This is a genomic window from Dysgonomonas sp. 511 (assembly GCF_010501105.1).
GTDB lineage: Bacteria > Bacteroidota > Bacteroidia > Bacteroidales > Dysgonomonadaceae > Dysgonomonas.
Genome location: NZ_QVMQ01000013.1, coordinates 20,193 through 46,960, shown reverse-complemented (window position 1 = coordinate 46,960; position 26,768 = coordinate 20,193). Strand labels below are relative to the sequence as shown.

General features: G+C 39.9%; 26 protein-coding genes and 1 tRNA gene. 18 read left to right on the top strand and 9 right to left on the bottom strand.

Features of this window, described 5'->3' with window-relative positions:
- Positions 1-6: 6 nt before the first annotated feature.
- The 5 genes from D0T57_RS07830 to D0T57_RS07810 all read right to left on the bottom strand — a co-directional run bounded on the left by D0T57_RS07830 (position 7) and on the right by D0T57_RS07810 (position 3,739).
- Positions 7-1,074, bottom strand: a complete 1,068-nt coding sequence (locus tag D0T57_RS07830) for a hypothetical protein (RefSeq protein WP_163272571.1) — start codon at positions 1,072-1,074, stop codon at positions 7-9.
- 55 nt (positions 1,075-1,129) lie between these two features.
- A complete protein-coding gene (locus D0T57_RS07825; protein WP_163272569.1) occupies positions 1,130-1,999 on the bottom strand; it encodes a DUF58 domain-containing protein in 870 nt (289 codons plus the stop codon).
- A gap of 82 nt (positions 2,000-2,081) precedes the next feature.
- Positions 2,082-2,195: a four helix bundle protein gene (locus D0T57_RS15835; RefSeq protein ID WP_255490538.1), complete on the bottom strand. Its 114-nt coding sequence runs from the start codon at positions 2,193-2,195 to the stop codon at positions 2,082-2,084.
- A gap of 159 nt (positions 2,196-2,354) precedes the next feature.
- Positions 2,355-3,347, bottom strand: coding sequence for a MoxR family ATPase (locus D0T57_RS07815; protein WP_163272567.1), 993 nt, complete (start codon positions 3,345-3,347; stop codon positions 2,355-2,357).
- A 318-nt stretch (positions 3,348-3,665) separates the two neighbouring features.
- Positions 3,666-3,739 (bottom strand) — tRNA-Asn (locus D0T57_RS07810).
- Positions 3,740-3,820: 81 nt separating this feature from the next.
- Here D0T57_RS07810 and D0T57_RS07805 point away from each other — a divergent pair.
- The 3 genes from D0T57_RS07805 to D0T57_RS07795 all read left to right on the top strand — a co-directional run bounded on the left by D0T57_RS07805 (position 3,821) and on the right by D0T57_RS07795 (position 6,687).
- Positions 3,821-4,798: an adenosine kinase gene (locus D0T57_RS07805; protein ID WP_163272565.1), complete on the top strand. Its 978-nt coding sequence runs from the start codon at positions 3,821-3,823 to the stop codon at positions 4,796-4,798.
- A gap of 97 nt (positions 4,799-4,895) precedes the next feature.
- Entirely contained in the window at positions 4,896-6,251 is a 1,356-nt protein-coding gene (gene lpdA, locus D0T57_RS07800; protein ID WP_163272563.1) for a dihydrolipoyl dehydrogenase, read from the top strand.
- Between the two features lie 22 nt (positions 6,252-6,273).
- On the top strand, positions 6,274-6,687 hold the full coding sequence (locus tag D0T57_RS07795) for a PaaI family thioesterase (protein ID WP_163272561.1): 414 nt from the start codon (positions 6,274-6,276) through the stop codon (positions 6,685-6,687).
- Positions 6,688-6,781: 94 nt separating this feature from the next.
- On the opposite strand, the gene D0T57_RS07790 is transcribed toward D0T57_RS07795, so the two are convergent.
- Positions 6,782-7,300 carry a hypothetical protein gene (locus D0T57_RS07790; RefSeq protein WP_163272559.1) on the bottom strand — a complete coding sequence of 173 codons (519 nt, stop codon included), beginning with the start codon at positions 7,298-7,300 and terminating at the stop codon, positions 6,782-6,784.
- 423 nt (positions 7,301-7,723) lie between these two features.
- Between D0T57_RS07790 and D0T57_RS07785 the strand changes: the two genes are divergently transcribed.
- Positions 7,724-9,100, top strand: coding sequence for a hypothetical protein (locus tag D0T57_RS07785; RefSeq protein WP_163272557.1), 1,377 nt, complete (start codon positions 7,724-7,726; stop codon positions 9,098-9,100).
- Here D0T57_RS07785 and D0T57_RS07780 read toward each other — a convergent pair.
- Positions 9,097-9,672, bottom strand: coding sequence for a phosphoribosylglycinamide formyltransferase (locus tag D0T57_RS07780; RefSeq protein WP_185154644.1), 576 nt, complete (start codon positions 9,670-9,672; stop codon positions 9,097-9,099). The two genes, D0T57_RS07785 and D0T57_RS07780, sit on opposite strands and share 4 nt — an antisense overlap.
- Positions 9,673-9,831: 159 nt before the next feature.
- Between D0T57_RS07780 and D0T57_RS07775 the strand changes: the two genes are divergently transcribed.
- Genes D0T57_RS07775 through rnc form a run of 3 tightly spaced genes read left to right on the top strand, consistent with a single transcriptional unit; the run spans position 9,832 to position 12,210 of the window.
- The gene (locus tag D0T57_RS07775) at positions 9,832-10,068 is read left to right on the top strand and encodes an acyl carrier protein (RefSeq protein WP_163272555.1); all 237 of its coding nucleotides are present in this window, start codon (positions 9,832-9,834) and stop codon (positions 10,066-10,068) included.
- A 21-nt stretch (positions 10,069-10,089) separates the two neighbouring features.
- Complete coding sequence (gene fabF, locus D0T57_RS07770) at positions 10,090-11,352, top strand: beta-ketoacyl-ACP synthase II (RefSeq protein WP_163272553.1); 1,263 nt, start codon at positions 10,090-10,092, stop codon at positions 11,350-11,352.
- A gap of 6 nt (positions 11,353-11,358) precedes the next feature.
- Positions 11,359-12,210, top strand: coding sequence for a ribonuclease III (rnc, locus tag D0T57_RS07765; protein ID WP_163272551.1), 852 nt, complete (start codon positions 11,359-11,361; stop codon positions 12,208-12,210).
- 17 nt (positions 12,211-12,227) lie between these two features.
- On the opposite strand, the gene D0T57_RS07760 is transcribed toward rnc, so the two are convergent.
- Both D0T57_RS07760 and asnA read right to left on the bottom strand, forming a co-directional pair.
- On the bottom strand, positions 12,228-13,895 hold the full coding sequence (locus D0T57_RS07760; protein ID WP_163272549.1) for a nucleoside kinase: 1,668 nt from the start codon (positions 13,893-13,895) through the stop codon (positions 12,228-12,230).
- A gap of 344 nt (positions 13,896-14,239) precedes the next feature.
- Complete coding sequence (gene asnA / locus D0T57_RS07755) at positions 14,240-15,277, bottom strand: aspartate--ammonia ligase (protein WP_163272547.1); 1,038 nt, start codon at positions 15,275-15,277, stop codon at positions 14,240-14,242.
- A gap of 743 nt (positions 15,278-16,020) precedes the next feature.
- On the opposite strand from asnA, the gene D0T57_RS07750 reads away from it, so the two are divergent.
- The 11 genes from D0T57_RS07750 to D0T57_RS07700 all read left to right on the top strand — a co-directional run bounded on the left by D0T57_RS07750 (position 16,021) and on the right by D0T57_RS07700 (position 26,766).
- A complete protein-coding gene (locus D0T57_RS07750) occupies positions 16,021-16,380 on the top strand; it encodes a MarR family winged helix-turn-helix transcriptional regulator (RefSeq protein ID WP_163272544.1) in 360 nt (119 codons plus the stop codon).
- 47 nt (positions 16,381-16,427) lie between these two features.
- A complete protein-coding gene (locus tag D0T57_RS07745) occupies positions 16,428-18,875 on the top strand; it encodes an FAD-dependent oxidoreductase (RefSeq protein ID WP_163272542.1) in 2,448 nt (815 codons plus the stop codon).
- 13 nt (positions 18,876-18,888) lie between these two features.
- Positions 18,889-19,128 (top strand): DUF6132 family protein, encoded by a 240-nt coding sequence (locus D0T57_RS07740; protein WP_163272540.1) that lies wholly within the window; start codon positions 18,889-18,891, stop codon positions 19,126-19,128.
- On the top strand, positions 19,094-19,252 hold the full coding sequence (locus tag D0T57_RS07735; RefSeq protein ID WP_163272538.1) for a hypothetical protein: 159 nt from the start codon (positions 19,094-19,096) through the stop codon (positions 19,250-19,252). Before D0T57_RS07740 ends, D0T57_RS07735 begins: the two co-directional genes overlap by 35 nt.
- Entirely contained in the window at positions 19,249-19,737 is a 489-nt protein-coding gene (gene trxA / locus D0T57_RS07730) for a thioredoxin (RefSeq protein WP_163272536.1), read from the top strand. Before D0T57_RS07735 ends, trxA begins: the two co-directional genes overlap by 4 nt.
- 133 nt (positions 19,738-19,870) lie before the next feature.
- Entirely contained in the window at positions 19,871-20,410 is a 540-nt protein-coding gene (hpt, locus tag D0T57_RS07725) for a hypoxanthine phosphoribosyltransferase (RefSeq protein ID WP_163272534.1), read from the top strand.
- A gap of 16 nt (positions 20,411-20,426) precedes the next feature.
- Positions 20,427-20,999: an adenylate kinase gene (locus D0T57_RS07720; RefSeq protein WP_163272532.1), complete on the top strand. Its 573-nt coding sequence runs from the start codon at positions 20,427-20,429 to the stop codon at positions 20,997-20,999.
- A 332-nt stretch (positions 21,000-21,331) separates the two neighbouring features.
- Complete coding sequence (locus tag D0T57_RS07715) at positions 21,332-22,144, top strand: polysaccharide biosynthesis/export family protein (protein ID WP_163272530.1); 813 nt, start codon at positions 21,332-21,334, stop codon at positions 22,142-22,144.
- A 6-nt stretch (positions 22,145-22,150) separates the two neighbouring features.
- Positions 22,151-24,493, top strand: a complete 2,343-nt coding sequence (locus tag D0T57_RS07710; RefSeq protein WP_163272528.1) for a polysaccharide biosynthesis tyrosine autokinase — start codon at positions 22,151-22,153, stop codon at positions 24,491-24,493.
- 37 nt (positions 24,494-24,530) lie between these two features.
- Positions 24,531-26,060, top strand: a complete 1,530-nt coding sequence (locus D0T57_RS07705; RefSeq protein WP_163272526.1) for a polysaccharide biosynthesis protein — start codon at positions 24,531-24,533, stop codon at positions 26,058-26,060.
- 166 nt (positions 26,061-26,226) lie between these two features.
- Complete coding sequence (locus D0T57_RS07700; RefSeq protein WP_163272524.1) at positions 26,227-26,766, top strand: acyltransferase; 540 nt, start codon at positions 26,227-26,229, stop codon at positions 26,764-26,766.
- Positions 26,767-26,768: the final 2 nt, after the last annotated feature.

The following is a 26,768-nucleotide window of genomic DNA, read 5'->3' as shown; positions in this document are numbered from 1 at the left end:
TATCTTTTAGCTTTTAGGTTGTTTCTGATCGTCTGAACTATTTCCTGCTTGTTTTTCCTGAGTTCCGGAGCCTTCCTTTTGTTCTTCCATTGGAGGGCGTTCTTCTATCTTCGTCTGGTTGATAAACAGATAGGCATTCACCATGCTGAGATCGTTCTCGTCGACAAAAGGTGTATATTTAGCAAACTTGACAAGGTCTGCCAGTTGCAATATCTGAGCCAGCCCTTCGGTAGCCGATTTGGTATCGGTAGCCAGATGAACGGCTGAGATAATGTCTTCCGAAATCATTTCAGGGGCATCTATATTGAACCTGCGGTCGATATAGTTGCGGAGGATATCGGTAAGTTCGGTGTAATATTCTTTTTCCTGTCCTTTTTGCCAAAGCTTCGAGGCTTTTAGTTTTTCCAGTCCTTCGAGTGCAACAACATGTGGCGGAAGCTCTATTTTAGGAGTGAAATAGTACCCTTTTCTTTTCTTTCTCATTATTAATATGATAGCTGCCGCAATAAGAGCCAGCACAAGTATTACAACAAGAGGAATAAGCAGGTACTCCAGATAATCCTGCCAAACCATTGGCGGTGTTTGTATATCTTTGATATCGGATATTTGCAGCTGCACGAAATCTATAGAGTCTGTTTCGTGGTTCTTTAGTTTTTCCAGATATGCCAATGTAGAATCGGAAAGCTGCGGAGCCGATACTTTCAGCCCGAAGTCGTTAGTTTTCAATGTGTCGTTGCCATCTACCACCAGCATATAAGGAATGTGGTAGAGAGTGGAGTCGAATGATGTAACCACATATTTCTGGCTGATGGTCATTACCTCGTTGAGCACTGTATCGGGCTTCAGCATTTGTAATACTTCTATTCCCTGAATTAAGGAATCCGGATAAACCGGGAATATAATATCCCGTCCTAATGGGGAGATAACCTCAACGTTTATTATAGCATGTTCGCCAATCAGTATATCCGACGGCTCTATTGTCGCCCTCACGGTCGCCCTTTGGGCATTGCCGGTCAGGCTGATGAAACATAGCACTATAATAAGTGATAATATATATTTTAGCTTATTCGACATAAGTGAATTTTACCGGTTTTTATATGCCGGACAACCGGCATGCTTTGTTTTTCTTTTAATTTCTTTTCTTGAACAATGCCAGTAAGGCTTTTACATAATCTTCATCGGTGCTGACAGATACATTGTCTACTTTGCTCCTGTTGAACGAAGTCTGCATCCGGCTTTGTTGTTTCTGCCACCAGTCTTTATACGCATCCCTTACTTTTCGCGACGACGTATCTATCCAACGTTCTGCACCAGTTTCTGCATCCAGTATTTTCATTAGCCCTACGTCCGGCAACTGAGTTTCCAGCTTGTCATATACCTGCAAAGCTACAATGTCGTGCTTCCGGTTGGCAATGGTAAGAGCACTGTCATAGTCCTGTATATCTATGAAGTCGGATATCATGAATGTGGTGCAACGTTTCTTTATGGCATTGGTCAGATATTTCAGGGCCATTCCCATATCGGTTTTCGAGCTTTCGGCCTCGAAGTTTATAAGTTCCCTGATGATGAACAGGATGTGTTTCCGTCCTTTCTTTGGGGGAATAAACTTTTCTATTTTGTCCGAGAAGAAAATAACGCCTATCTTATCATTGTTTTGAATAGCCGAGAATGCAAGTGTTGCTGCAATTTCGGTAACTATATCGCGCTTGAAGGTATTTCTTGTCCCGAAATCCTGGCTTGCTGATACATCGACAAGGAGCATAACGGTAAGTTCGCGTTCTTCTTCAAAGACTTTAATGTATGGCTTGTTGTAGCGTGCTGTTACATTCCAGTCTATATCGCGGATATCGTCACCATATTGGTATTCCCTCACTTCGGAGAAAGCCATCCCCCGCCCTTTGAAGGCCGAGTGGTACTGTCCGGCAAATATATTGCGCGACAGCCCTCGGGTCTTAATCTCTATATGGCGTACTTTTTTTAATAATTCGCTTGTTTCCATATTGGTCAGTTAACAGTTATCAGTCAACAGTTAACAATCAGCATTTTTTTGTTTATACGTGTTGCCTTTAATATTGAATATATCATTTAGCTATTATCTCTTTATAGGCTATGCTCATTTTTGCGAAAAAATCCGAATCGGAGATAGCCCCATTAGCTTCGGCAATGTTTCCTCCTACACTTGTTCCACATCTCAACAGTTATTTTGATAATACAAGCTCTTTTTTTATCGACTATGCATTTATATGCATTTACTATGCCTTATAGCAAAAGAATAAGCTTTGTCATAAAAAGCTATTTGCAACCATGTACAAATTCAGTTTTTGTTAACTGATAACTGTTGACTGCTAACCGGATCAAGGCACTTCAACCTTATTCAGTATTTCGCTGATGATTTCGTCAGAGTTTGTATTATTGGCTTCTGCCTCGTAAGTCAGCCCGATACGGTGGCGCAACACATCGTGGCAAACTGCGCGTATATCTTCCGGAATAACATATCCTCTTCTCTTTATAAATGCGTAAGCGCGGGCAGCAAGTGCAAGGCTGATAGAGGCACGTGGAGATGCACCGAAACCTATCATTCCTTTCAGTGAGTCTAATCCGTTTTCTTCAGGGAAACGGGTTGCGAACACGATGTCGACAATGTATTTTTCTATTTTCTCGTCCAGATATACATCCTTGACAACTTCGCGGGCACTTATGATTTCTTCGGCTTTCATCACCGGCTGCAATTTGCCATATTCGCCGGCAAGGTTCGCACGCAGTATTAGTTTTTCTTCTTCTTTTTTAGGATAACTGATCACAACCTTCATCATAAAACGGTCTACCTGTGCTTCCGGCAGCGGATAGGTCCCTTCTTGCTCAATAGGGTTCTGAGTGGCCATTACCAGAAACGGAGACGGCAGCTTGTATGTTTTTTCACCGATGGTAACCTGACGTTCCTGCATGGCTTCGAGAAGGGCACTTTGCACCTTTGCCGGAGCGCGGTTGATTTCATCGGCCAATACGAAGTTGGAAAATACAGGGCCGTGTTTTACGAAGAACTCTTCGTTTTTTTGGCTGTAAATCATTGTTCCGATAACGTCAGCAGGAAGCAAATCGGGTGTAAACTGTATACGGCTGTATTTTGCGTCAATCAGCGAAGCAAGTGATTTTATGGCTAAGGTCTTTGCCAGTCCGGGAACCCCTTCGAGCAGGATGTGCCCATCGGCCAAGAGACCAATAAGAAGCGATTCCACAAGGTGCTTTTGCCCTACGATTACCCTATCCATACCCATTGTGAGTGCTTCCACAAACGAGCTTTTGCTTTGTATTCTTTCTGTCAGTTCTCTAATATCAACTTGCGCCATATTATATATTTATTAATTGTTTCTGTAAATCCTTTATATATCCTTTACTAAGCAGGACAAAAATAAAAATGTTAAATCTGAAATGCGATTATTAGGAGTTAAAAAAATTTAAGGTCTGAAAAACAGGACTTAACTAATTGTAAATAGTCTTAATGTATGCTATTGTCGCGAAAGATAGAAACACACACACAACACATGACTAAAATTAAAATTATTGTAATATCAGCTTTTAAGGGCGAATGAAAACCGACGAAGCCAAATTTTTGGAAGAAAAGACTCCAAACAAAAAAAGAACTGCAAATTGCAGTTCTTTTTTTGCGCTCCCTCCTGGGCTTGAACCAGGGACCCCCTGATTAACAGTCAGATGCTCTAACCAACTGAGCTAAGGAAGCATATTTTCTTATCAAAAGCGAGGCAAAATTAGGGCATATTTCTGAATTATGCAATATCTTTACGCAAAAAAATTAATAAAAATGAAAAAAGTACTGGGAATGGGCAATGCCCTTGTTGATGTTCTAGCATCGATAGACAATGATAATATACTGATTACTCTCGGCTTACCAAAAGGAAGCATGCAACTGATAGATGAAGCCAAACTGGAAATTATCAGTAAGGAAATGGACAAGCTCAATCCTGAAATAGTATCAGGAGGCTCAGCTGCCAATACTATAGTCGGTTTGGCACAACTGGGAGTTGACACAGGATTCATTGGGAAGATAGGCAAAGACCAATTTGGCAACCACTTCAAAAGAGACATGCACAAATATAATATCACTTCGTACCTGACAGAAGTAGATGAACCTAGCGGAGTGGCATCAACTTTCTTCATTGCAAAAGATGGTGAGCGCACATTCGGTACTTATTTAGGAGCAGCAGCATTACTCGATGCAGGCTCTTTAAATCCGGAGGACTTCAAAGGATACGAGTATTTTTATATCGAAGGTTATCTGGTTCAGAATTACGAACTGATAAAGAGGGCGATAATCCTGGCAAAAGAAGCCGGATCGGAAGTTATCCTCGATATGGCAAGTTATAATATAGTAGAAGCCAGCCGGGATTTCTTGCTGGATATTATCCCCCAATATGTAGACATCGTTTTTGCAAATGAAGATGAAGCCAAAGCCCTGTACAACATGGAGGCTGAAGAAGCCGTTTCGCAGTTGGCCGAAATAGTCGATATAGCTATTGTGAAAACAGGGGCAAAAGGATCGTGGATACAGCAAGGAAATAATAAGATATTCATCCCGGCGCGAAAGGTAAATTGTGCTGACTCCACCGGCGCAGGAGACTTGTATGCCTCTGGCTTCATATTCGGGCTGATAAACAATTTCCCGTTGGAAACTTGCGGAGAAATGGGTACACTTCTCGCTTCGGAGGTAATACAAAGTGTAGGGGCAAAGATACCCGACAGTAAATGGGACAGGCTAAGAGATGAAATAACAAGTTATTAAAAATGATTTAGGAGGAATAGGCAGGTTTCGTTTGGGTGGGATGTCTTTTTGAGTTAACTTAGCATACATTAATAACCTCAATTATACCATTTGAAATATGACACTGTACGATATAGCAATTATAGGCGGAGGCCCTGCCGGTTATACCGCCGCAGAAAGAGCTTCGGCAAACGGACTTAAAACAGTATTATTTGAAAGAAATGCCCTTGGCGGAGTGTGCCTCAATGAAGGCTGCATCCCCACCAAGACACTGCTATATTCTGCCAAAACACTGGATAATATAAAGAGTGCCCCGAAATATGGAATATCGGTTGCCGACGAACCTTCTTTCGACCTGCCGAAGATAATAGCCCGGAAACAAAAGACGGTGCGCAAACTTGTAGCCGGCATCAAGCAAAAGCTGGCTAAACACGAAGTGGAAATAATAAACGAGGAGGTATGCCTGCTGGGTGAAGATGAAAATCAAAATATACTTGTCGGAAACGGTAATAAAACTTACGCGGCAAAAAAAGTATTGCTATGTACCGGATCAGAAACCATGATTCCTCCGATAAAAGGACTGGATAGTGTTTCTTTCTGGACATCGAAAGAAGCATTGGACAATAAAGAACTGCCCCAATCTTTAGTCATAATAGGTGGTGGTGTTATAGGCGTAGAATTTGCATCTTTTTTCAACTCCCTCGGTGTAAAAGTCGGCATCGTGGAGATGTTGCCCGAAATACTTGGCGCAATGGACAAGGAACTCTCGGCTATGTTAAGGGCTGAATATACCAAGAAAGGCATTGATTTCTACATTGACACCAAAGTGATCGAGGTAAAAGACGGAGAAGTAGTTATCGAAAAAGACGGAGAGCAATCCACTCTTCCTGCCGAAAAGATATTGCTCAGCACAGGGCGTGCGCCCGTTACGGCTAATCTTAACCTTGATAAGTTGAACATCGAACTATTGAAGAGGGGTGTGAAAGTGGACGAACATATGAGAACGAGCCACCCGAATATTTATGCCTGCGGAGATATTACAGGGCATTCACTTCTTGCACACACTGCCGTGCGCGAAGGCGAAGTGGCTGTAAACAATATCTTAGGCAAGAGTGACATGATGAGCTATAAAGCCATCCCCGCAGTAGTGTACACAAATCCGGAAATAGCAGGGGTAGGGCAAACCGAAGAAGAGCTGACGACAAAAGGGATAAGCTACACCGTAAAAAAACTACCGATGGCATATTCAGGCCGATTTGTAGCCGAAAACGAACTGGGTAATGGCATTTGCAAACTGATAACAGGGGACGACAATAAAATCATCGGCTGCCATATGTTAGGCAATCCGGCTTCGGAACTGATAGTTATTGCAGGCATTGCCATCGAAAAAGGCTTTACGGTGGAAGAGTTTCGAAAAATTGTATTCCCTCACCCTACTGTGGGCGAAATTATACATGAAATATTATTCGACTGATAAATTAAAGGAACCAGATAGAATGTCAGGAATAGGTAAATTCTTTGAAAACGACCAATTTGCAAAATCAGCAGGTGTAGAACTACTGGAGGCGGGTGTAGGATATGCTAAAGCGCGCATGAAGATAACCCCATTGCACCTGAATGCAGGCGGGGTATGCCAGGGAGGCGCAATCTTTACATTAGCCGATTTTGCTTTTGCCGTGGCAACAAACAGTCATGGAAAGCTTACGCTGTCTGTTTCGTCGAACATCAATTTCTTTAAATCGGAAAAAGAAGGTTTCCTGTACGCCGAGGCTAAAGAGGCGTTCAATCATAAGAAGCTGTCCAACTGTGAAGTACAAGTAACCAACGAAGACGGAGAGTTGGTTGCGACATTCAACGGAAATGGTTACAGGAAAGAGTGCGAGCTGCCATTCGAAACATCTGGCGAATAACCTCCAGTTAATATCCCTGCTGTAGCCAAAACCTGCAAGCAGTGGTTAGATGATGTTGCCCACTGATATAGGCGCAACGGATAAAAACAGAACACTATCCGGTTATATTCATATTTTGAGAAGATTGCTCCTCTTTATCGCTATGCTTTTTCACTATTATTATAGCAATGTATATCAGTACCATAGACACAATGGCCGATAAAGCAGAGCATGCCGATTGCCTGATGAGATTAGTCAAGGAATAACCACTAAAGGCAAAGGCCGAAATGATAGGTGTAGCACAAAGTGTTATCCATAGAAGCCACCAGTAATTGATGCGTCTTATTTTCGCTCCTACTCTAAGTTTTAAATTTGAATATATCCGTTTGAACCAGATGATAAAGAAAACAACAGAGATGAGAAGGATTATTATATACAGAAAGCCCATCAACCTTAGGGCAATATCACTTGCAATAACCATATCTCTCGATACAGGTATTTCATTCTTATAGCAACATAGCAAATATACTTGGACGGCTAATTGAAGCAACAAAAAACCACATGCGACAAACAGAACCCTCATAGCGCTTATCAGCTTGGTTCCGTGCCTGATATCAGGACTTGGTTCTCCCATTTTATAAAATTATTGTCTCCTATTCCAATCACAAATATAACAAATAATACATTCCCAACAGACATTATATTGAATAAAGTTCTATATTGCACATTTTCAATGATACTCTAGAGCTACATAGACTGCAAGCAATTTCAAAACATCTCTTGCTTAAACATTTAAGCAATATAAGCAACCGTTTAGAGCCTGTTCAAATTTTATCATAAAAACAGATTGAACCAATACCGAATTCATTGCAAGACAGGAGTAAGAAAGAGAAACAAAAAAACTACCTCTCTAAATTTTAATTATAGACTCCATGAATAATGCTAAATTTTGTAACAAGAATCACCTTTATAGAAAAAACTTGTATCTTTGTATGTAATTCAATAACTTAGGGTAATTACCCTGCTGTACAAGACTACTGTAAAGTAAAAATTAAATATGAACAAATATACAACGTTACTCATCGCACTGTTTTTTCCCTTATTTGCCACATCGCAAATATTCAAGCCTGTAACAAAGCGAGAAGCCGAACAAATCGGGAAGAATACATATGTAACATCCTCGGGTGAGGTGACCAAAGTGGTAAACACCGTGAAAGGACTGGACGAATATGCATCATTCCTGTTAGAAGACCCAGCATTAGACTCTGTATATACCAATATGAATTCTTCCTACAACAATCTGGAAGAAGCTACGCTCGAAATAGACAAACTATTGAGAGAAATAGATATAGAACAGAAGCTAAACAAAAATCCAAACGACGCTTTAGGATTCCGGCTTTCCCAGTTCCACAGGATGAAAAGGCTAAAAGAAAAACAAGCCAGAGCCCTGGTTGATAAATACATAAGCGAAAGACGAAACGAAGAACCAACGGTTCAGGAACTCGCTATGAAAATGATAAAATATGGAGACAAACCGACTTATTATATAAATGGAGTAGAAGTCCCTCAAAGTGTGACAATGCAACTGAACCCCTCGGAGGTGGTAAAGCGGGAACTCAGGGTGCAAGGCACATTTTCGGGAAATCCTAATGGCGAAATATGGTATCTGGTAACAGATAAAGCCCTAAATAGGATAAAAATACCTTCCGACATGGCTCTCAACAAATATGACAAGCAGACTGTATCCAACGAAAGCTCTATACCGACGGCTGAAGAAGCTTCGGAATATTTGGAAAGAATAACACGCGAGGCTAAAAAATCGTCATTAAAGCCTATGCCTGTAGTAAAACGCGAATACACTTCGGATGGAAAGTTTGTTGACAAGACTGTATCTCCCGAGAAAAAAGAAAAGAAGAAACCAGAGGTTAAAAAGCCACAAACAACACATACACAAGAACAAACAACAGGAACCAGAGTGCTTGGCAGAACCGTAAACAACCAGCAAGTAGAAACCGGCGACAGGGAAGAAAGACGCCCCGCTCCTCAGCCAATGCAGGGCTATGAGCAAAAACCTGCAATGCCGACAAAAGCTCCTGTCGAGACAACGAGTGAAGTTCCTGCTCGAAAACAGGTAGACAAGGCAAAAGAAATACCTACTGAAAAACCGAGACGTCAAGAGCAAAACGTCCGTAGGGAAAGCCAGACACGGGTTTTGACAAGAACAGTGAACTCGCCGCAACAAGATAAAGAAAGAGAAGCATTGACTGCCCCTGCTCCACAGAGGTCTGCGCCTTCTTCGCACAGGTCGATACCTGTAGTAAAACGGGAAAACAAAGTAGAGGAAAATAAAGACGATAACACCTCTCCCGATGGCAAGCCTAAGCGCTCAGTAAGGCGTATCAAGGAAAGGCACAAACAACAAAATCAGGATTAAATCCCGGCTTCTTTTTCGAGAAGTTTGTCAATCACCACAGGAAAGTGCTTATACTCTAGTGTATGCACTTTTTCTGCAACATCTTCATAGGTATCAGTGGGGGCAACATCGCATTTTGCCTGGAAAATGATCGCACCTTCGTCGTAATTCTCATTCACATAATGGATTGTGATACCCGACTCTTTTTCCCTATTGCCTACTACCGCCTTATGCACATTGTCGCCATACATCCCTTTGCCACCATATTTAGGAAGCAGTGCCGGATGAATGTTGATTATCCCGTTGGGATAGGCATCTATAAGATTCTGAGGGATTTTCAATAAAAACCCTGCCAGTACGATAAATTCAATATCTTTTGTGCATAAACATTTTAAAACTTTATCTGTAGATAGAAAGTCTTCTTTAGAGAAAGAAACAGATTCGACCCCCAGATTCTTAGCCCTTTGATGTACATAAGCATCCTTTTTATTCGATACGATAAGGGAAACAGAAATATTGGGATTGCCTTGAAAATATTTAGCGATATTTTCGGCATTAGACCCTGAACCTGAGGCGAAAATGGCAATATTCATAATAATACATTATTTGCTACATCTGCACACAAGTAAAAAAAATGTGCAGTTTTAACTATTTTTGTCCGCGAAATATTTGTTTCGTATATATAAAAAAACGTTACTTTGCACCGACAAAATTAGAAATTAAAAATTTATTATTAATCAAAATTAGAAATTATGTCAGAAGTAGCATCAAAAGTGAAAGCAATAATTGTTGATAAGTTAGGTGTTGAAGAATCAGAAGTAACTAACACAGCTAGCTTTACTAACGATCTTGGAGCAGATTCACTTGACACAGTGGAATTAATCATGGAATTTGAAAAAGAATTCGGCATTTCTATTCCAGATGACCAAACTGAAAAAATCGCTACAGTAGGAGACGCTATCTCTTACATCGAAGCAAATGCAAAATAATTTTTTTTCCAATATTTACTTATGGAATTAAAAAGAGTAGTAGTAACAGGTCTAGGCTCGGTAACACCTATTGGCAACGATGTAGAAACTACATGGAAAAATGCCATAGCAGGAGTAAGTGGGGCTGGACCTATTACTCATTTTGATGCGTCAAAATTCAAAACACAATTCGCTTGCGAGGTAAAAGGATACGATCCGTCTGTCTACCTTGACAGAAAAGAAGCCCGCAAATGCGACAGATACACTTTACTGGCTATAGGAGCTTCGGAAGAAGCTATCGCTGACTCAAAACTTGATTTCGAAAAAGCAAACCGCGATAGGATTGGAGTTATATTCTCGGCAGGTATCGGAGGTATCAAAACCTTCGAAGAAGAGGTCGGATACTTTTACACCCATCAAGAAATGGGCCCTAAGTTCAACCCATTCTTCATCCCTAAGATGATTTCCGACATAGCCGCAGGCCATATTTCTATCCGTCACGGCCTGAGAGGCCCTAACTTCGGTACAGTATCGGCATGCGCCTCATCTACACATAGTGCTATCACAGCTTTCGACCAGATACGTCTCGGCAAAGCTGATGTAATGGTAGTAGGTGGAGCAGAAGCAGCAATTTCTGTATCGGGAGTAGGTGGATTCAATGCTATGACAGCCCTATCTACCCGCAACGACTCACCCGAAACCGCTTCGCGCCCGTTTAGCGCGAGTCGCGATGGATTTGTAATCGGCGAAGGTGCAGCATGCCTTATCTTCGAAGAATTGGAGCATGCACTTGCCCGTGGAGCGAAGATATATGCAGAAGTAGTAGGTGGAGGAATGTCGGCCGATGCTTATCACCTTACAGCATCACATCCCGAAGGACTGGGTGCAAAATTAGTGATGCGCAACGCTTTGGAAGATGCTAATATGAAGCCGGAAGAAATGGACTATATAAACGTTCATGGAACATCGACTCCTGTAGGCGACCCGTCTGAAATCAAGGCTATCAAAGATGTATTTGGCGACCATGCATACAATATGAATATCAGTTCTACCAAGTCGATGACAGGACACCTTTTGGGTGCTGCCGGAGCATTGGAGACTATGTTCTGTGTATTAGCGATTCAAAACGATATAGTTCCTCCTACGATCAACTACACAGAAGGTGACGAAGATCCGGAGATAGACTATAAGTTGAACCTTACATTCAACAAGGCTCAGAAAAGGACCGTTAATGTTGCATTGTCTAACACATTTGGATTTGGCGGACACAATGCATGTGTAATAGTGAAAAAGTTTAAGAAGTAGAACACTGTGCTTAAAAAGATATACCGAGGAGTAAGGCTTCTTCCCAAAAGAGGGAAGGAGCCTTACTTGTCTTTTTATAAAATACTCGGCTTTTATCCCTTCAATATAACCTTGTACGAACAAGCCCTGCTGCACAAATCATCCTCTATAAAGCTGAAGGACGGAAGGTGGATCAACAACGAACGCCTCGAATTTCTTGGTGACGCCATTCTCGACGCCATCGTGGCCGATATAGTATTCAAGCAGTTTGAGTACAAGAAAGAAGGCTTCCTGACCAATATGCGGTCGAAGATAGTACAGAGGGAAACGCTCAACAGGATAGCTATAGAGATAGGGATAGACAAACTGATAAAGACTTCGGCGCGCAACACAACCCCCAATACTCATATGTATGGCAACGCATTGGAAGCCCTGATTGGCGCCATATATCTAGATCAGGGATACAGGGCTGCCAAGAAGTTTGTAGACGAAAGCCTTATTGGCAAGCATCTGAACATAGAAACAGTGGCCGAACAGGAAGCTAACTATAAATCGCGACTGATAGAGTGGAGCCAGAAACAAAAGATATCGGTCAGCTTCGACCTGATAGACAGCTTTGTTGACAGCAACAACACTCCGATATTCAAGACCGCAGTAAAGATTGTAGGAGAGCAGGCCGGACTTGGTACCGGTTATTCGAAAAAGGAGTCGCAGCAAAAGGCAGCAAAAGAAGCCTTTAACAAGTTGCACCGAAATGCAGCTTTCCGCAACCATATATACAACCTCCACGAACAGCAGCAGCAACTACACAACGAGAAATATACAAAAGTACAAACCGAAGATTGTGTTTCCGAGGAAAACCCTGAGCCAGAAGGGTGAAGGTGAATCCCCTCTCTTTAATAAGTAAAACTGCTACCCCCCAGAAACTCGCGCAACAATGATGTTGGCGGCAATTCTTTATCATTGATATAGTTGAAATACCGCAAGAATTTCAGTAACCGATGTGCATCGGCATATTCCGGCACATTGTTGGGAACCTGCATCAGAATAGGTTCGGCATGGCGGCGAAGAGCGGCCAGTTCGTACATCATAGCCGAATTGAACATTACATCGGCATTCTCCTGATATGGGAATATCCATTTATCTTCACCCTTGCGCACACTAGGCCAGCGCGATATGGTGTCTATGGCAGAATAGTTACGGTATCTGAAATCGCGGATAAGACGTCTCAACAGGCGATTGTCGGTAGTCGATATCCAGTTGTGGTCGTCGAGAGAAATAGTAGTCAGGGCAGACACATAAATCTTAAATTTATGAGACTCCGGTATTCTTGCGGTCAGCTCTGGATTTAGCCCGTGTATGCCTTCTATGACAAGGATAGAACCTTCGTGTAGTTGAAGATTATGCCCCTTGTATTCCCTCTTTCCTGTTGTGAAGTTGAATGTCGGCAGTTCTATTTGTTCGCCAGCCAAAAGCTTTTCCAAATCCTCGTTAAACTTCGGAATGTCTAAGGCATATAATGACTCAAAGTCATACTTGCCATTCTCGTCGAGAGGCGTCGTTTCGCGGTCTACAAAGTAATCGTCGAGCGACAAACCTACCGGCTTCAACAGGTTTACCATCAACTGGACTTCGAGCCTCATTCGGAATGTGGTCTTTCCTGACGACGAAGGTCCAGAAATTAATACTACACGCACCCCGTCTTTTGCCTTGTGGGCTATTTGTTCGGCAATATCAGCTATCGTCTTTTCCTGATATGCTTCCGATATCTGGATGATAGGCGTCATCTTTCCCTGACGGGTGGCTTTATTCATATCACCCACATTGTCGAGGCCTATAATATTCAGGAACTTCAAATGCTCCTTATATACATTATACATTTTAGGCTGAGGCACAACCGGCTCTAGTCCTACGGGATTGTTTCTGTTGGGCACACGTAGCAACAACCCATCATTGTACAATTCCAAGTCGAACAAATCAAGATATCCGGAAGAAGGGGTAAGGCATCCGTAGAAATAGTCTACAGTTTCTCCCATACGGTAATATTTGGAATACAGGTCGCCTAAGGTTTCCAACAATATTGCCTTGTCTTCAAATCCTTTTTCGCGAAACATCTGCACTACTTTCGCCGTCTCTTCTTCTACATCTTCGAACGGCAGGTCGGCAGCTATATATTCCCGTATCTTCGATTTAATAGCATCAACTGCCTTTTGGTCGAGGGATGCAATCTTCTCTACACGGCAAAAATACCCTAGAGAGATAGGGTGTTCTAACAGCAAATGCGCTTCGGGCAGAATTTCATACACTGCCTTTGCCAGCAGGAAACAGAGCGAACGCACGTAGGTTCTCATTCCCGACGGCTGCGACAGGTCGACAAATTCGACAGTCTTATTGTGATAAGCCTGATATGTCAACGGCTCTGTCTTATTGTTTACTTTTGCATTTACAATCTTATATTCAGGTTTGTATCCAAAAGCGTCTAATATTTCGATAAGGTCTGTACCTGCAAGAAAATCCTTGTAAGTGCCAGTATTGGTGCAATGTATTGTAATTTTATTTTCCATTAATTTTGTTTTATAGCATGTGAATATGTCTACAAGAGAGAAAGGACGCCCTGTATCTATAGATAAACATCCTTACAAAAAATAAGAGTCTGTTTAAATTTTATAGCAGAACTTTTTTATAGCTATTTGACTCGCCTTCGCTTCGTCGATTTTCAATTTTAGATGGATTTTATGTGTTTTTATTGCTGGTTTAGCGGGCTAAACCGAAATAAAAATGCAGAAAATACGCTAAAAAGAGCATTAAAAAGCTGCTAAGATATTTACTGGAGCTTATAAAATAAATTTTCGCTAAAATTTAAACGACTCTAAAATAATGAAAAAATATAGATAAAAAAAATCTTGCGTTATATTAAGGGCATTCCCGCCATCTCGGCCTCCTGCCGCATCCCGCTAGGCCAGATACCTGCCTGTATTTCGCCGATATGCCCTTTGCGAAGGTAGAACATACACAGGCGCGATTGGCCTATCCCTCCTCCTATTGATTGAGGAAGCTCGCCATTCAGCAAGCGTTTGTGGAAAAACAGCTCTGTGCGCGACTCCTGCCCTACAAGCTTCAATTGCCGCATAAGCACTTCTTTATCTACGCGGATGCCCATTGAAGACAGTTCCAGGGCTTTCTCTAATACCGGATTCCAGACAATGAGGTCGCCGTTAAGCCCCTGGTATCCGTTTTCGGAAGGGGTAGTCCAGTCGTCGTAATCGGGAGCGCGACCATCGTGAGGCTCGCCATTGCTGAGTTTGCCGCCGATACCGATAATAAACACGGCACCGTATTCTTTCGCTATCTCATTCTCACGCTCTTTGTCCGACAGGTTGGGATATCGTTGGAGCAATTCTTCGGAATGGATAAATGTTATATCGCAGGGCAAGACTGGCGTTATTGCCGGAAACGCCTCATAAACAAGGTATTCGGTGCGAACCATAGCCGCATAGATGCGCTTTACTATCTTCTTCAGAAAGTCGAGGTTTCTTTTTTCGGGCGACATCACCATTTCCCAATCCCATTGGTCTACATACAGCGAATGCAAGTTTCCTAACTCTTCGTCTGCACGTATGGCGTTCATGTCGGTATATATGCCAAATCCTTCTTTTATATTATAGTCGGCAAGTGTCAGCCGTTTCCATTTTGCCAAAGAATGAACTATTTCTGCGCGTTCGTCACCCATATCTTTTATAGGGAAGGTAACGGCACGCTCTACCCCGTTCAGGTCGTCGTTTATCCCCATTCCCTGAAGCACAAACAAGGGTGCAGTGATACGCCTCAAACGAAGTTCGGACGACAGGTTTTGCTGAAAAAAATCCTTTATCCGCTTGATACCCATCTCTGTTTGCTGCAAATCGAGTATTGGTTTATAGTTCTTTGGTTTAATAAGATAGCTCATTTCTTGCTCTGAGGTATTAAAATTTCAACAAAGTTAGTTTTTTAGTATTAATATGAAAATAATTTTAATAATATTTCACCCAAAATGTCAGAAATTACACACAATAAAAAGATATACTATTCACATCCTTCCCTAAAAAAGTAACACAAGTAACGCTTTTTGGCTGTTTTTTGTTGTTACCTTCTCTTTAGATACGAGACACAAGTTCATGTTCTATCAGCAACCAACACGTCTACTAGTATCTTGTATCTCTCTAAAAAGTAACAAAAGTAACACCTTTTGCATACTTTTTCCTTGTTACTTTTCATCCAGCAATACGCTTATTACCCTACACTTATAGATAAAGTTACAGGAATAAAATTGCGTATATGTTACTTTCTTATCCTTGCCACAAAGCACCCCGACATTATCATCTTATGCAAAACCAGTAAAAACTGCGTACTTTACCAAAGACAGCCTCCCCTACCCCATCCAGGGCTGTTAAGTTCTGATTTCTTATTACACTGAGAAACATTGAGCATAACAGTGAGGTTCTCTGAGATTTTTTCTCCCTCAGTGTTTCTCAGTGGCTTCTTCGTGTATCTCAGTGTCATATTTTATTCTTTTAAAGTATTATTTCGCTTAGAACTTAACAGCCCTGCCTGCCCCATCTATCAGTATATAAATAATAACTATCAAAAATATTTGCCAATAGCAAATATTATACTTTACTTTACAAATAGTTTTTAATAGCAAATAAATACATGGAACCAATTTGTAAACTAAAAGATATATACAAGGCTCTTTACAATTTCGAGAAAGAATTTGCCGAAACCAACGGCATTACCATAAATGAAGGTATGCTGCTCTGCTGCCTCAAAGATGGCAAACCCCGTTCGGCAAACGAGCTGTGCGATTTTGTGGGCTTGTCTAACTCGCGCGTTTCGCGCATAATCACAGCAGTGGAAGATAAGGGTTATATTAATCGCGAGATGGGTGCAGTTGACAAACGGCAAATGATTTTCTCACTGACAACCAAAGGCATAGAAAAGACAAAAGAGATGCAAGCTAAAAAACTGGACTTTTCGGAGCTGGTGAGCTTGATAAAAATATTAGAAGAATAATTTTTTACCCACTATATTGCTAATAGCAAATATTTACAATAAAAACAATGAAGATATTAATAATAGGAGGAGTAGCCGGAGGCGCAACAACTGCGGCAAGGCTAAGGCGACAAGATGAGAATGCCGAAATAGTACTTATAGAAAGAGGAGAATATATCTCGTATGCTAATTGCGGCCTGCCATATTATATAGGTGGCACGATAGGCGACAGGGACAGGCTTTTTGTGCAAACAGCAGAAGGGTTTGAAAACCGTTTCAAGGCTGATGTACGGGTAAAATCGGAGGTGACTGGCATCAACCCGAAAGATAAATATGTAACAATAACCAATTTATCGACCGGTGAATCATATAACGAAACGTATGACAAGCTGGTGATTTCCACAGGTGCAGAACCGATTAAGCCCCCATTACCCGGAATAGATAACCAGCGTATTTTTTCGTTGCGTAATGTACCGGATACAGATGCAATCAAAGGCTATCTGGATAGGCTTAAACCAAAATCGGCGGTAGTTATCGGTGGCGGATTCATCGGGTTGGAAATGGTGGAAAACCTGCATAAAGCCGGGTTGCAAGTCTCGGTTGTGGAAAAAAACGATCAGGTGATGGCGCCACTCGATTTTGCAATGGCGGCGATGGTACACAGGCAGTTGAAGCAGAAAGGCGTATCCCTGTATCTGGGAGAAGGAGTCACAGGATTTGAGCCTCAAGGCGAAAGCATTAAAGTCTTATTGGAGAAAAATGGCTCTTTGAATGCCGACATGGTTATCCTGAGCATTGGCGTCCGCCCCGAGACAAGGCTGGCGCGCGAGGCGGGACTAGATATCGGCTCGTTAGGCGGCATCAAGGTGGACGAATATATGCAGACATCCGACAAGGATATTTATGCATTAGGCGATGCTGTCGAAGTATTCAATCCCGTAATAGGCAAACATTCGCTCATCCCCCTTGCAGGTCCCGCCAATAAGCAGGGACGCATAGTTGCCGACAACATTACCGAGGGAAATAAATATAAATACAACGGAACTATCGGCACGTCTATAGCAAAAGTTTTCGACTTGACGGTAGCAGCTACAGGAGCTTCTTCAAAACTGCTGAACAGAGAAAACATACCGCATATCGAATCATATACGCATGGCGGCTCACACGCAGGTTATTATCCCGGAGCATTGCCACTGTCTCTCAAAATCAACTTCTCGCCCGCAGATGGGAAGCTATTAGGCGCACAGGCAGTAGGTTTCGACGGAGTGGATAAGCGAATCGACCTTTTTGCCGAAGTAATACGGAAGGGAGGCACAATATACGATTTGCAGGAGATAGAACACGCCTACGCCCCTCCATACTCGTCGGCGAAAGACCCTGTAAACATTGCCGGATTTGTTGCTGATAATATTTTAAGGAAAAAAGTCAATATAATCCAGTGGAACGAATTGCAGGCATTAAAGCAGGATGTATATATTATAGATGTAAGGACAGAAGAAGAATTTGCGTTTGGCAATATAGAAGGCGCAGTCAATATCCCTCTTGATAAAATCAGGGAGCATTTGAGCGAAATACCCAAAGACAGAAAGGTGGTAACCTATTGCGCGGTTGGCTTGCGCGGATATCTGGCTGCGCGGATATTGCTGCAACATGGATACTCCGATATCTACAGCCTATCGGGTGGATATCAGACCTATTCGGTTGCAACAGAAGACACTGCGGGCTTGCCGGCAGAAGAAATAATAATGGGAGAAAATACAGGTGCGAAAAACAACGATGCTTTGAAAGAAATGAAAACGATTAAGATAGATGCCTGCGGCTTGCAATGCCCCGGCCCCATAATGCAGCTAAAGAAGAACTATGACCAGATAGCTGATGGCGACCGCCTGGAGATAAAGGTTACAGACCAGGCTTTCGGCGAAGACCTGAACGGATGGTCGAGAATGGTAGGCGCAAAAGTGATTGGCATGGCCAATTCGGGCGGAGTTATCACCGCTACGGTCGAAAAACAGGCAAAAGAAGCAGGAAACTTATCTATGCCGAAGGGCGAAGACAAAACACTGGTAGTCTTTAGCGACGATCTGGACAGGGCTTTGGCGTCTTTTGTGATAGCCAACGGAGCAGCGGCATCGGGCAAAAAGGTTAGTATGTTCTTTACCTTCTGGGGGTTGAATGTGATAAAAAAGAAGGATAAGCCGAATGTAAAGAAAGACCTGATGGGCAGGATGTTTGGGTTTATGTTGCCATCGAACAGCAAAAAGCTTAGCTTGTCGAAGATGAATATGGGTGGCATGGGCAGCAAAATGATGCGGATAATAATGAAGGACAAGAATATAGACAGCCTCGAAACCTTGATGCAACAAGCCAAAGAAAGCGGTGTGGAGTTTATAGCCTGCTCTATGTCGATGGACGTAATGGGGATAAAAAAAGAAGAACTGATGGATGGTATAACAGTGGGAGGTGTTGCCGCATATCTCGACAGGGCTGAAAATGCTAATGTTAATTTATTTATCTAAAAACGTAATGGGTATGAATAAAATAGTAAGTATCTTTAAGCGCAATTGGACGTACATAGCAGGCGCCATTGCAGGCGCTACAACAGGGTATCTTTACTGGTACTTCGTAGGTTGTGCCAGCGGGACTTGTGCCATTACCGCATCGCCGGTCAACAGTACGGTTTGGGGTGCTGTCATGGGTAGCTTGCTGTTCAGCTTATTGAAGAAAAGTGATAAGAATGAAGAAAAAGATAAGCCAGCCGACACGGATTAAGGGCATGGTATTTGTTATATTATCAACAACGTTTTTTTCGTCGTGTTGCATTACCGGATATTGCCAGATGGCAGCCAACGAGGAAGTGCGGCAGGAGGGAAAAGAAATAATGGAAAATAAATGAAGAAAGTCTTATTTACAATGTTTGTCTTTACCTTGGTACTTGGAGGTTGCAACGGACAGACAAAAGAAAATCAACAAGAACAAACCAAAACAGTAGAAAAGGAGAACAAAATGAAAACAATACATTTAAACAAAATAGATTTTTTGAATAAAGTAGCCAACTATGAGGCCAATCCCAATGAATTTAAATACCTTGGCGACAAACCTGCTTTGATCGACTTTTATGCCGATTGGTGCGGACCATGCAAGGCTATCGCCCCTGTATTGGAAGAACTGGCAGCCGAATATGATGGTGAAATCTATATCTATAAGATAAATACGGAAGAGGAACAAGAACTTGCGGCCATGTTTGGCATCCGCAGCATTCCAAGCCTTTTGTTCGTACCAATGGATGGCACTCCACAAATGGCGCAGGGCGCGTTACCCAAACCTGCGCTAAAAGAAGCGATAGAAACAGTATTGCTAAAAAAGACAGTAAGCCAGTAAAGTAATACTCATATAGCTTTAAGTCGGACAAGTAAATAACTTTCCGACTTTTTTAATGACTATTTGATCGTTAATTAATCTAATTATTCTATTTTTGTATTTTAGTCTGAAATTAAACAGGAGAAGTTTTCTTATGAAAACTGTAAAAATCAAAGATAAAGAATTTGAACTGTTTCTTACTCAAGAAGAAATAGAAGCGGCTATAGATGCTGTTGCCGAAAAGATGAATGCAGAATTAGCAGATAAAGACCCTCTGTTCGTCTGTGTGCTGAATGGTTCTTTTATCTACGCTTCGGAGTTGATGAAACGAATTTCTATCCCCAGCGAAATCTCATTTGTAAAAATGTCTTCTTACAAGGGAACTAAGTCGACCGGAAAGCTTAAGGAAATATATGGGCTTGAAGAAGATATAAAAGGGCGCACGGTAGTTATAGTAGAAGATATTGTAGATACCGGATATACCATGAACCTGATTCTGGATCAGCTGATGGATGATGAGCCGAAGGAATTATTGGTAACAACATTGTTACTGAAGCCCGATGTGTTGAAATATTCCGTGCATCCGGATTATGTCGCATTAGAAATTCCGAATGATTTTATTGTAGGCTACGGACTCGACTATGATGGTTACGGGCGTAACCTCCCTAATATCTATAAGCTAAAACAATCATAAATAATATACTAAGAAAATGTTGAATGTCATTATTTTTGGAGCTCCGGGCTCAGGTAAAGGAACTCAAAGTGAGAATTTGATAAAGAAATACAATCTTGCACATATTTCCACAGGCGACGTTTTGCGTGCTGAAATGAAAAATGGCACAGAACTAGGAAAACTCGCAGAGAATTATATCGCAAAGGGACAACTTGTGCCCGACGATGTGGTAATTGGTATGCTGGCGAACGTGCTCGACAGCAAAAAAGATGCGGCAGGAGTAATTTTCGATGGATTTCCGCGTACAATTCCTCAAAGCGAAGCATTGGAAAAGATGCTGAAAGAAAGAGGGCAGGAAGTTTCGATTGTGGTAAGCCTTGAAGTGGAAGAACCTGAGCTGATAGACCGCCTAATCAAACGCGGACAACAATCGGGGCGTTCGGATGACAATCTGGAAACAATCAAGTCGAGGCTGGATGTATATAAAAATCAAACATCTCCACTGAAAGAACACTATAAAACAACAGGAAAACTAGTTCCGATAAAAGGAATTGGCACAGTGGAAGATATTTTTTTAAAAATTTCAGAGGCCGTAGATAACATAAAGTAAAACAGGCATATATGGACAACAGAAAAGGTTATGAGGTAACTTATAGCCTTTTTTGTTAAACATTTTCTTCGTTTTGTGGTTTAATATATGGAAATATCTAAAAGAAGCAGCCCAAATTCTTAATTAATATTAAATAACCAGGTCCATTTCTTTGGAATTTCCAAAACCGAATTACTCTTTGCTAAAATATCCGGCATAAACAGGGGCTTGCAAAGAGATATTTATCGGGGATGATCAAAATAGAGTAAAAAACCTTATTCTTCTGAAAAAGAGTTATTTTATAGAAAAATTGATTAATTTTACAGCCGAATTTTGAATAAATAAACATCTTAATGAAAAAGATTATTTCTTCTCTTATTGTTATTGCGTTAATAATAAGTTCTTTACTATTTAGTTCTTGTAATGCATATAAAGATTTACCCTATTTCAAAAATGCAGAAACATCGACAATTGACACAGCACTTTACTCGTTAAAAAATCATGAACCCAAGATTATGCCGAATGATATGATAAGCATTTCGGTTAATTCTATTATTCCGGGAGCAGCAAATGATTTTAATTTACAAGCAGCAGCGCCAACAGCTACAAGTTCATCCCAAAGCCCTTCTGGTGGTAGTGGTGGATCGTCCAGTTATGTGGTAGACAAAGATGGTGTAGTTAATTTCCCTGTTTTAGGCAAGATTAAAATAGGAGGAATGACAATCGATGAAGTCAAAGAGTATATCGCATCATTGATATACCCTAAATATATCGCGGAGAAACCTATTATAGATGTGCGTTTCCTCGATTTTAGGGTTGCGGTACTGGGGGAAGTTGCCAGCCCGGGTATTTATAAATCAGATAATGGACAGATGACTATTCTCGATGCTTTGGCATCAGCCGGAGATATGACAATATACGGGAAGAGAAGTAACGTTTTATTGATTCGCCAGAAAGAAAACGGCAATCTTGAGACCTATCGTGTTAACCTTCAGAATGAAGACCTTTTGGCAAATAATGATATTTATTATTTGCAACAAAATGATAAGATTTATGTGGAAACTAATAAAAGTAAAGGTAATGAATCCCGCTTTGGAAGAATTGAAGGTTTAGCAATATCTTCCGTGTCTTTAATTATCTCTATTGTTACACTTATTCTTCGATAAACAGGTATGCAAAAGATTGAAAATAAAAAGTTTGAAGAAAATAATGATATATCTTTTGTCTTAGACATTATTTTCGAGTATATACGACATTGGAAATGGTTTCTCTTGTCTGTTTTTGTGTGCCTAAGCATTGCTGTTATACAGGTTCTGACCACACCTAAAAAATACAATCCATCGTTGTCTATTCTTCTGAATGATGAGAAGAGTCGAAAATCTAGTAGTTCTAAAGGGCCGGATTTAAATGCTCTAATGATGATGCCTACTATAAATAATCTGGATAATGAAATTGCGTTATTTAAATCATCAGATTTAATATCAAATGTCGTTGATTCTTTAAACTTAACGACATCTTATTATGTAGACAGTTTCTTCAAAAAAACAGAGATATATTCGGAATCTCCGTTCCATGCAGAAATGGAATCTGCTTCTAATAAAAGCCCTATTGCGAATATTGACATAAAGAAACAGGGAGCAGAATACGAGGTCGTAGGGAACTGTGTTTTAAGCAATGGTGAAGAACATGAGATAAATAAAAAGCTATCAGAAAAAGATTTCCCATTATCTCTTTCTTTAGATAGCGACTCTTCGGTCCTGCACATCACTTTAACAGGAAAGCCAGCCAAAGATGAAGCAAAATATAATATAATAATTAACCGGAAGTTATCAGCTATAGCTAGTGTGTCGGGAGGCTTATCTGTCAACCATACCAATAAGAACTCAACCATTCTGGATATAAGCATGATTAGCTACAATGCAGATAAAGGCATAGCCATAGTCAAAGAATTGATAAAACAATACAATGAGCAAAATGTCAGAACGAATAATGAGGTATCTTACAATACATCTTTATTTATAAATGAGCGGTTGAAGCAAATTTCCGAAGAACTGGAAGGTGCTGAAGACGAGGTTGTAAATTATAAACAAAAGCATAATATTACTGATTTAAGTTCCGAAGCCGCACTCTTTATACAGCAAACAGGACAAAATGAACAACGGCTACAAGAGATCGAAACACAATTGAATATAATCTCATTAGTAGAAAGATTTGTAAATGATCCTGCAAATAAGTTTAAGGTGGTTCCTAATTTAGGTATTACAGATGCAGCATTGTCACAAATTATTACAGAATATAACTCAAAAATATTGAGTAATGATTTGTTGCTGAAAGGAACAGGAGAAGAAAACCCATCGCGGATAAGATTGGCTGATGAGATAAATACAATGCGCAGCGGTATATCGCAGTCTATAAGCAATGTAAAAAAATCGTATGAGATATCTAAACAAGATTTTATGCGACAATCAAAATCTAATCTTTCACGTGTTCGTTCAGTTCCTCAGCAAGAGAAGGGGTTAATAGAGAAGGTGAGGCAACAACAAATAAAAGAAAGCTTATTCTTATTTTTGATGCAAAAAAGAGAGGAGACTAATTTATCTATAGCATCAAATTCGGAAAAAGCCCGTACCATATCTTCTATTCAGTTTGGCGTGGGGCCTATTGCTCCAAATTCAAGAATGATAATATTGATAGGATTAGCTTTAGGTTTTATAATTCCTATCGTTGTAATATACCTATTAAACCTGTTTAGAACACATCTAAGAGGCAGAGACGAATTAGAGAAACTGTCAGAAGCAAGTATTATAGGAGAAATTTGTGAAAATAAGTCAGCAGACGATTTGGTTGTTCTCAATTTGCCAAATTCAGCAATAACAGAAATGTTCCGATCACTTAGGAATAATCTGGATATGGCACTCCAATACAGAAACAATCAAATGATAGCTGTTACTTCGACAATTTCAGGAGAAGGAAAATCTTTTATTAGTATAAATCTGGCTCTTGCTTTTGCAGTATCAAACAGGAAGGTTTTATTGGTTGGTGCAGATATCCGTCAGCCCAAACTGAAAGAATATTTAAATCTGACTTATGAGGCCGGGTTAACAAACTATTTGATAGAACCTGAAAGAGGATGGAGGAGTGTGATCCATAAAACTAAAATATGTTCAGGTCTGGATGTTATGGTGTCAGGGGTTGTACCTCCAAATCCGAATGAGTTATTGATGAGTCCGGCGTTAGAGAAGTTTTTTGTTGAAGCGAAACAAGAATATGATATTTTAATAGTAGATACGGCACCGGTAGGATTAGTTTCCGATTCTTATCTTATAAATAAGGCTGTCGATTTATCTCTCTATGTTGTAAGAAATGAAGTGACTCCTAAAACTGCCATCAATTTTATAAATGCACAGAAAGAGGAAGATAAATTGAATAATATGTATTTAGTTTATAATGGTTCTTCTTTGGATAGGAATTATAAGTATGGATACGGGAAGGCTTATGGGTATGGGGAGAAGTAGAGTTATTTTAAGCCATTATGTACTATAAGAAAAATTAATGTCTGAAATATCTAATAATAAGCGAATAGCAAAAAATACTGTGATGTTGTATATTCGGATGCTGCTTTCTATGGTGGTCTCGTTGTATACATCACGCGTGGTATTGAATACATTAGGTGTAGAGGATTATGGCGTATATGGTGTTGTAGGAGGGGTTGTTACAATGTTTTCTTTTCTCAATGCCTCTATGAGTGGAGCGACATCTCGTTTTCTGACGTATGAAATGGGACAAGGCAACCATTTAAGGTTAAAAGAGACTTTTAGTTCAGCCTTAATTATTCATATCGGGATTGCTTTATTTGTATTTATCCTTGCTGAAACAATAGGTTTATGGTTTGTTTATAACAAGCTAGTGATACCAGAAGGACGGATGACTGCTGCAATTTGGGTTTATCAATTTTCAGTATTGTCTACAATGATTACGATAACTCAGGTTCCTTATAATGCAAGTATTATCGCTCATGAGAAAATGGATGTGTATGCATACGTTGAAATAGCTAACGTCGTTTTGAAACTATTGATTGTATATCTTTTAGTAATTGGAGATTGTGATAAATTAATACTTTATGCAATATTGGTATTTTTAGTTTCTGTTATTATTGCATTTACTTATCGGATTTATTGTTTGAAGAAGTTTGAAGAGTGTAAATTTAACTTTACATGGAATAAAGAAATATTGAAGCCGATGCTATCATTTTCAGGATGGGACTTGTATGGGAATATGTGTGTAGTAGCTCGCACTCAAGGGACTAATATTTTATTAAATATTTTCTTTGGGACAATTCTTAATGCAGCGAATAGTATAGCAATTACAGTCAATGGCGTTGTCTTGGGACTGGCTAATAATATATTAATGGCTTATCGTCCTCAGATCATAAAAAAATATTCTACTAGAGAATGGCTTTCTTTTCACGAATTATTAATAAATGCGACAAAATACTCCCTTCTGTTCTTCTTATTATTAACAATACCTTTAATGTTCGAAGTTGAATTCGTTTTAAAACTCTGGTTAGGAATTGTACCAGAATATACTGTAGATTTCTGTCGCATTATTCTTATCTTAAATTGCTTGGGGCTGATAAATTCTGTAGTTACTATTGGAATTCATGCAACTGGAGATATAAAAAGGCTTAGTGTAATCACAGGAACTTTTTTTTTATTTGTGATACCTTTATCTTATTTCTTTTTGAAATCAGGATATTCTGCTAATGTAGTTTATGTATGTAGCTGCGTTATGATGGTTGTTATTATTATTTCAAATCTTTCTCTTTTAAAAGGATTAAGTCCCCAGTTTTTAGTGAGTCATTATCTTTATGACAGTATTATTAAGCCTTTTATAATAACAGTTATAGCCTCAATCCTTTCATTACAGATTTATATTTATATACAACCTGGAATTATACGTTTATTATTTATTTGTATAGTTTCGACCTCATCATTGATATCTGGAACTTATTTTATTATGTTAGATAAAAAGCAGCGAGTGTTTTTATTGGCATTGTTAAAAACAAAATACTATAATAAATAGAGTAAAATAAAAACAAGATATATCTCTAATTTAGAGCAACATCTATAAATGCATGATTTTTTATACTTACTATATGTACATACGATTGTTATTTCATAAATTATTTTTATTATTAGTTCCTGTAAAGTCTAAAGGTCTTAATAATACAATTTCAATTTGTAGCCCTTTGAAAAAAGGATCTGCAGTAAGAGTATACGGGAATAACTCATCTGTAGAAATCGGCAAGAATTGTGTAATAGAACAATCTTCTTTATCAATATTTGGAGATAACTCAAAAATTATTTTGGGAGACAATATTGTTATCCGAAAAGGACAGTTTCAAGTAGTGGGAAATAATGCTCGCATACAGATTTCAAAAGAAACAACTATTCGAGAGTGTAAAATAATAGCTCAAGAAGATTCCTCTTCTGTTTATATAGGAGACGATTGCATGCTTAGTAGCAATATATTAATTCGAACTTCTGATGCCCATTCTGTTATTAATGAAGCAAATAAGCGAATCAATCTCCCTAAAAATGTAATAATTGGAAGCCATGTATGGATTAGTCAATCTGTTACAATATTAAAGGGCTGTACTATTGGTGACAACTCTATTGTTGGCTATGGGTCGATTTGTACTAAAGACATACCTGCTAATTGTATTGCGGTGGGTAATCCTGCAATTATTGTTAAAAAAAATATCACATGGAATCGAAAAATATTATGATA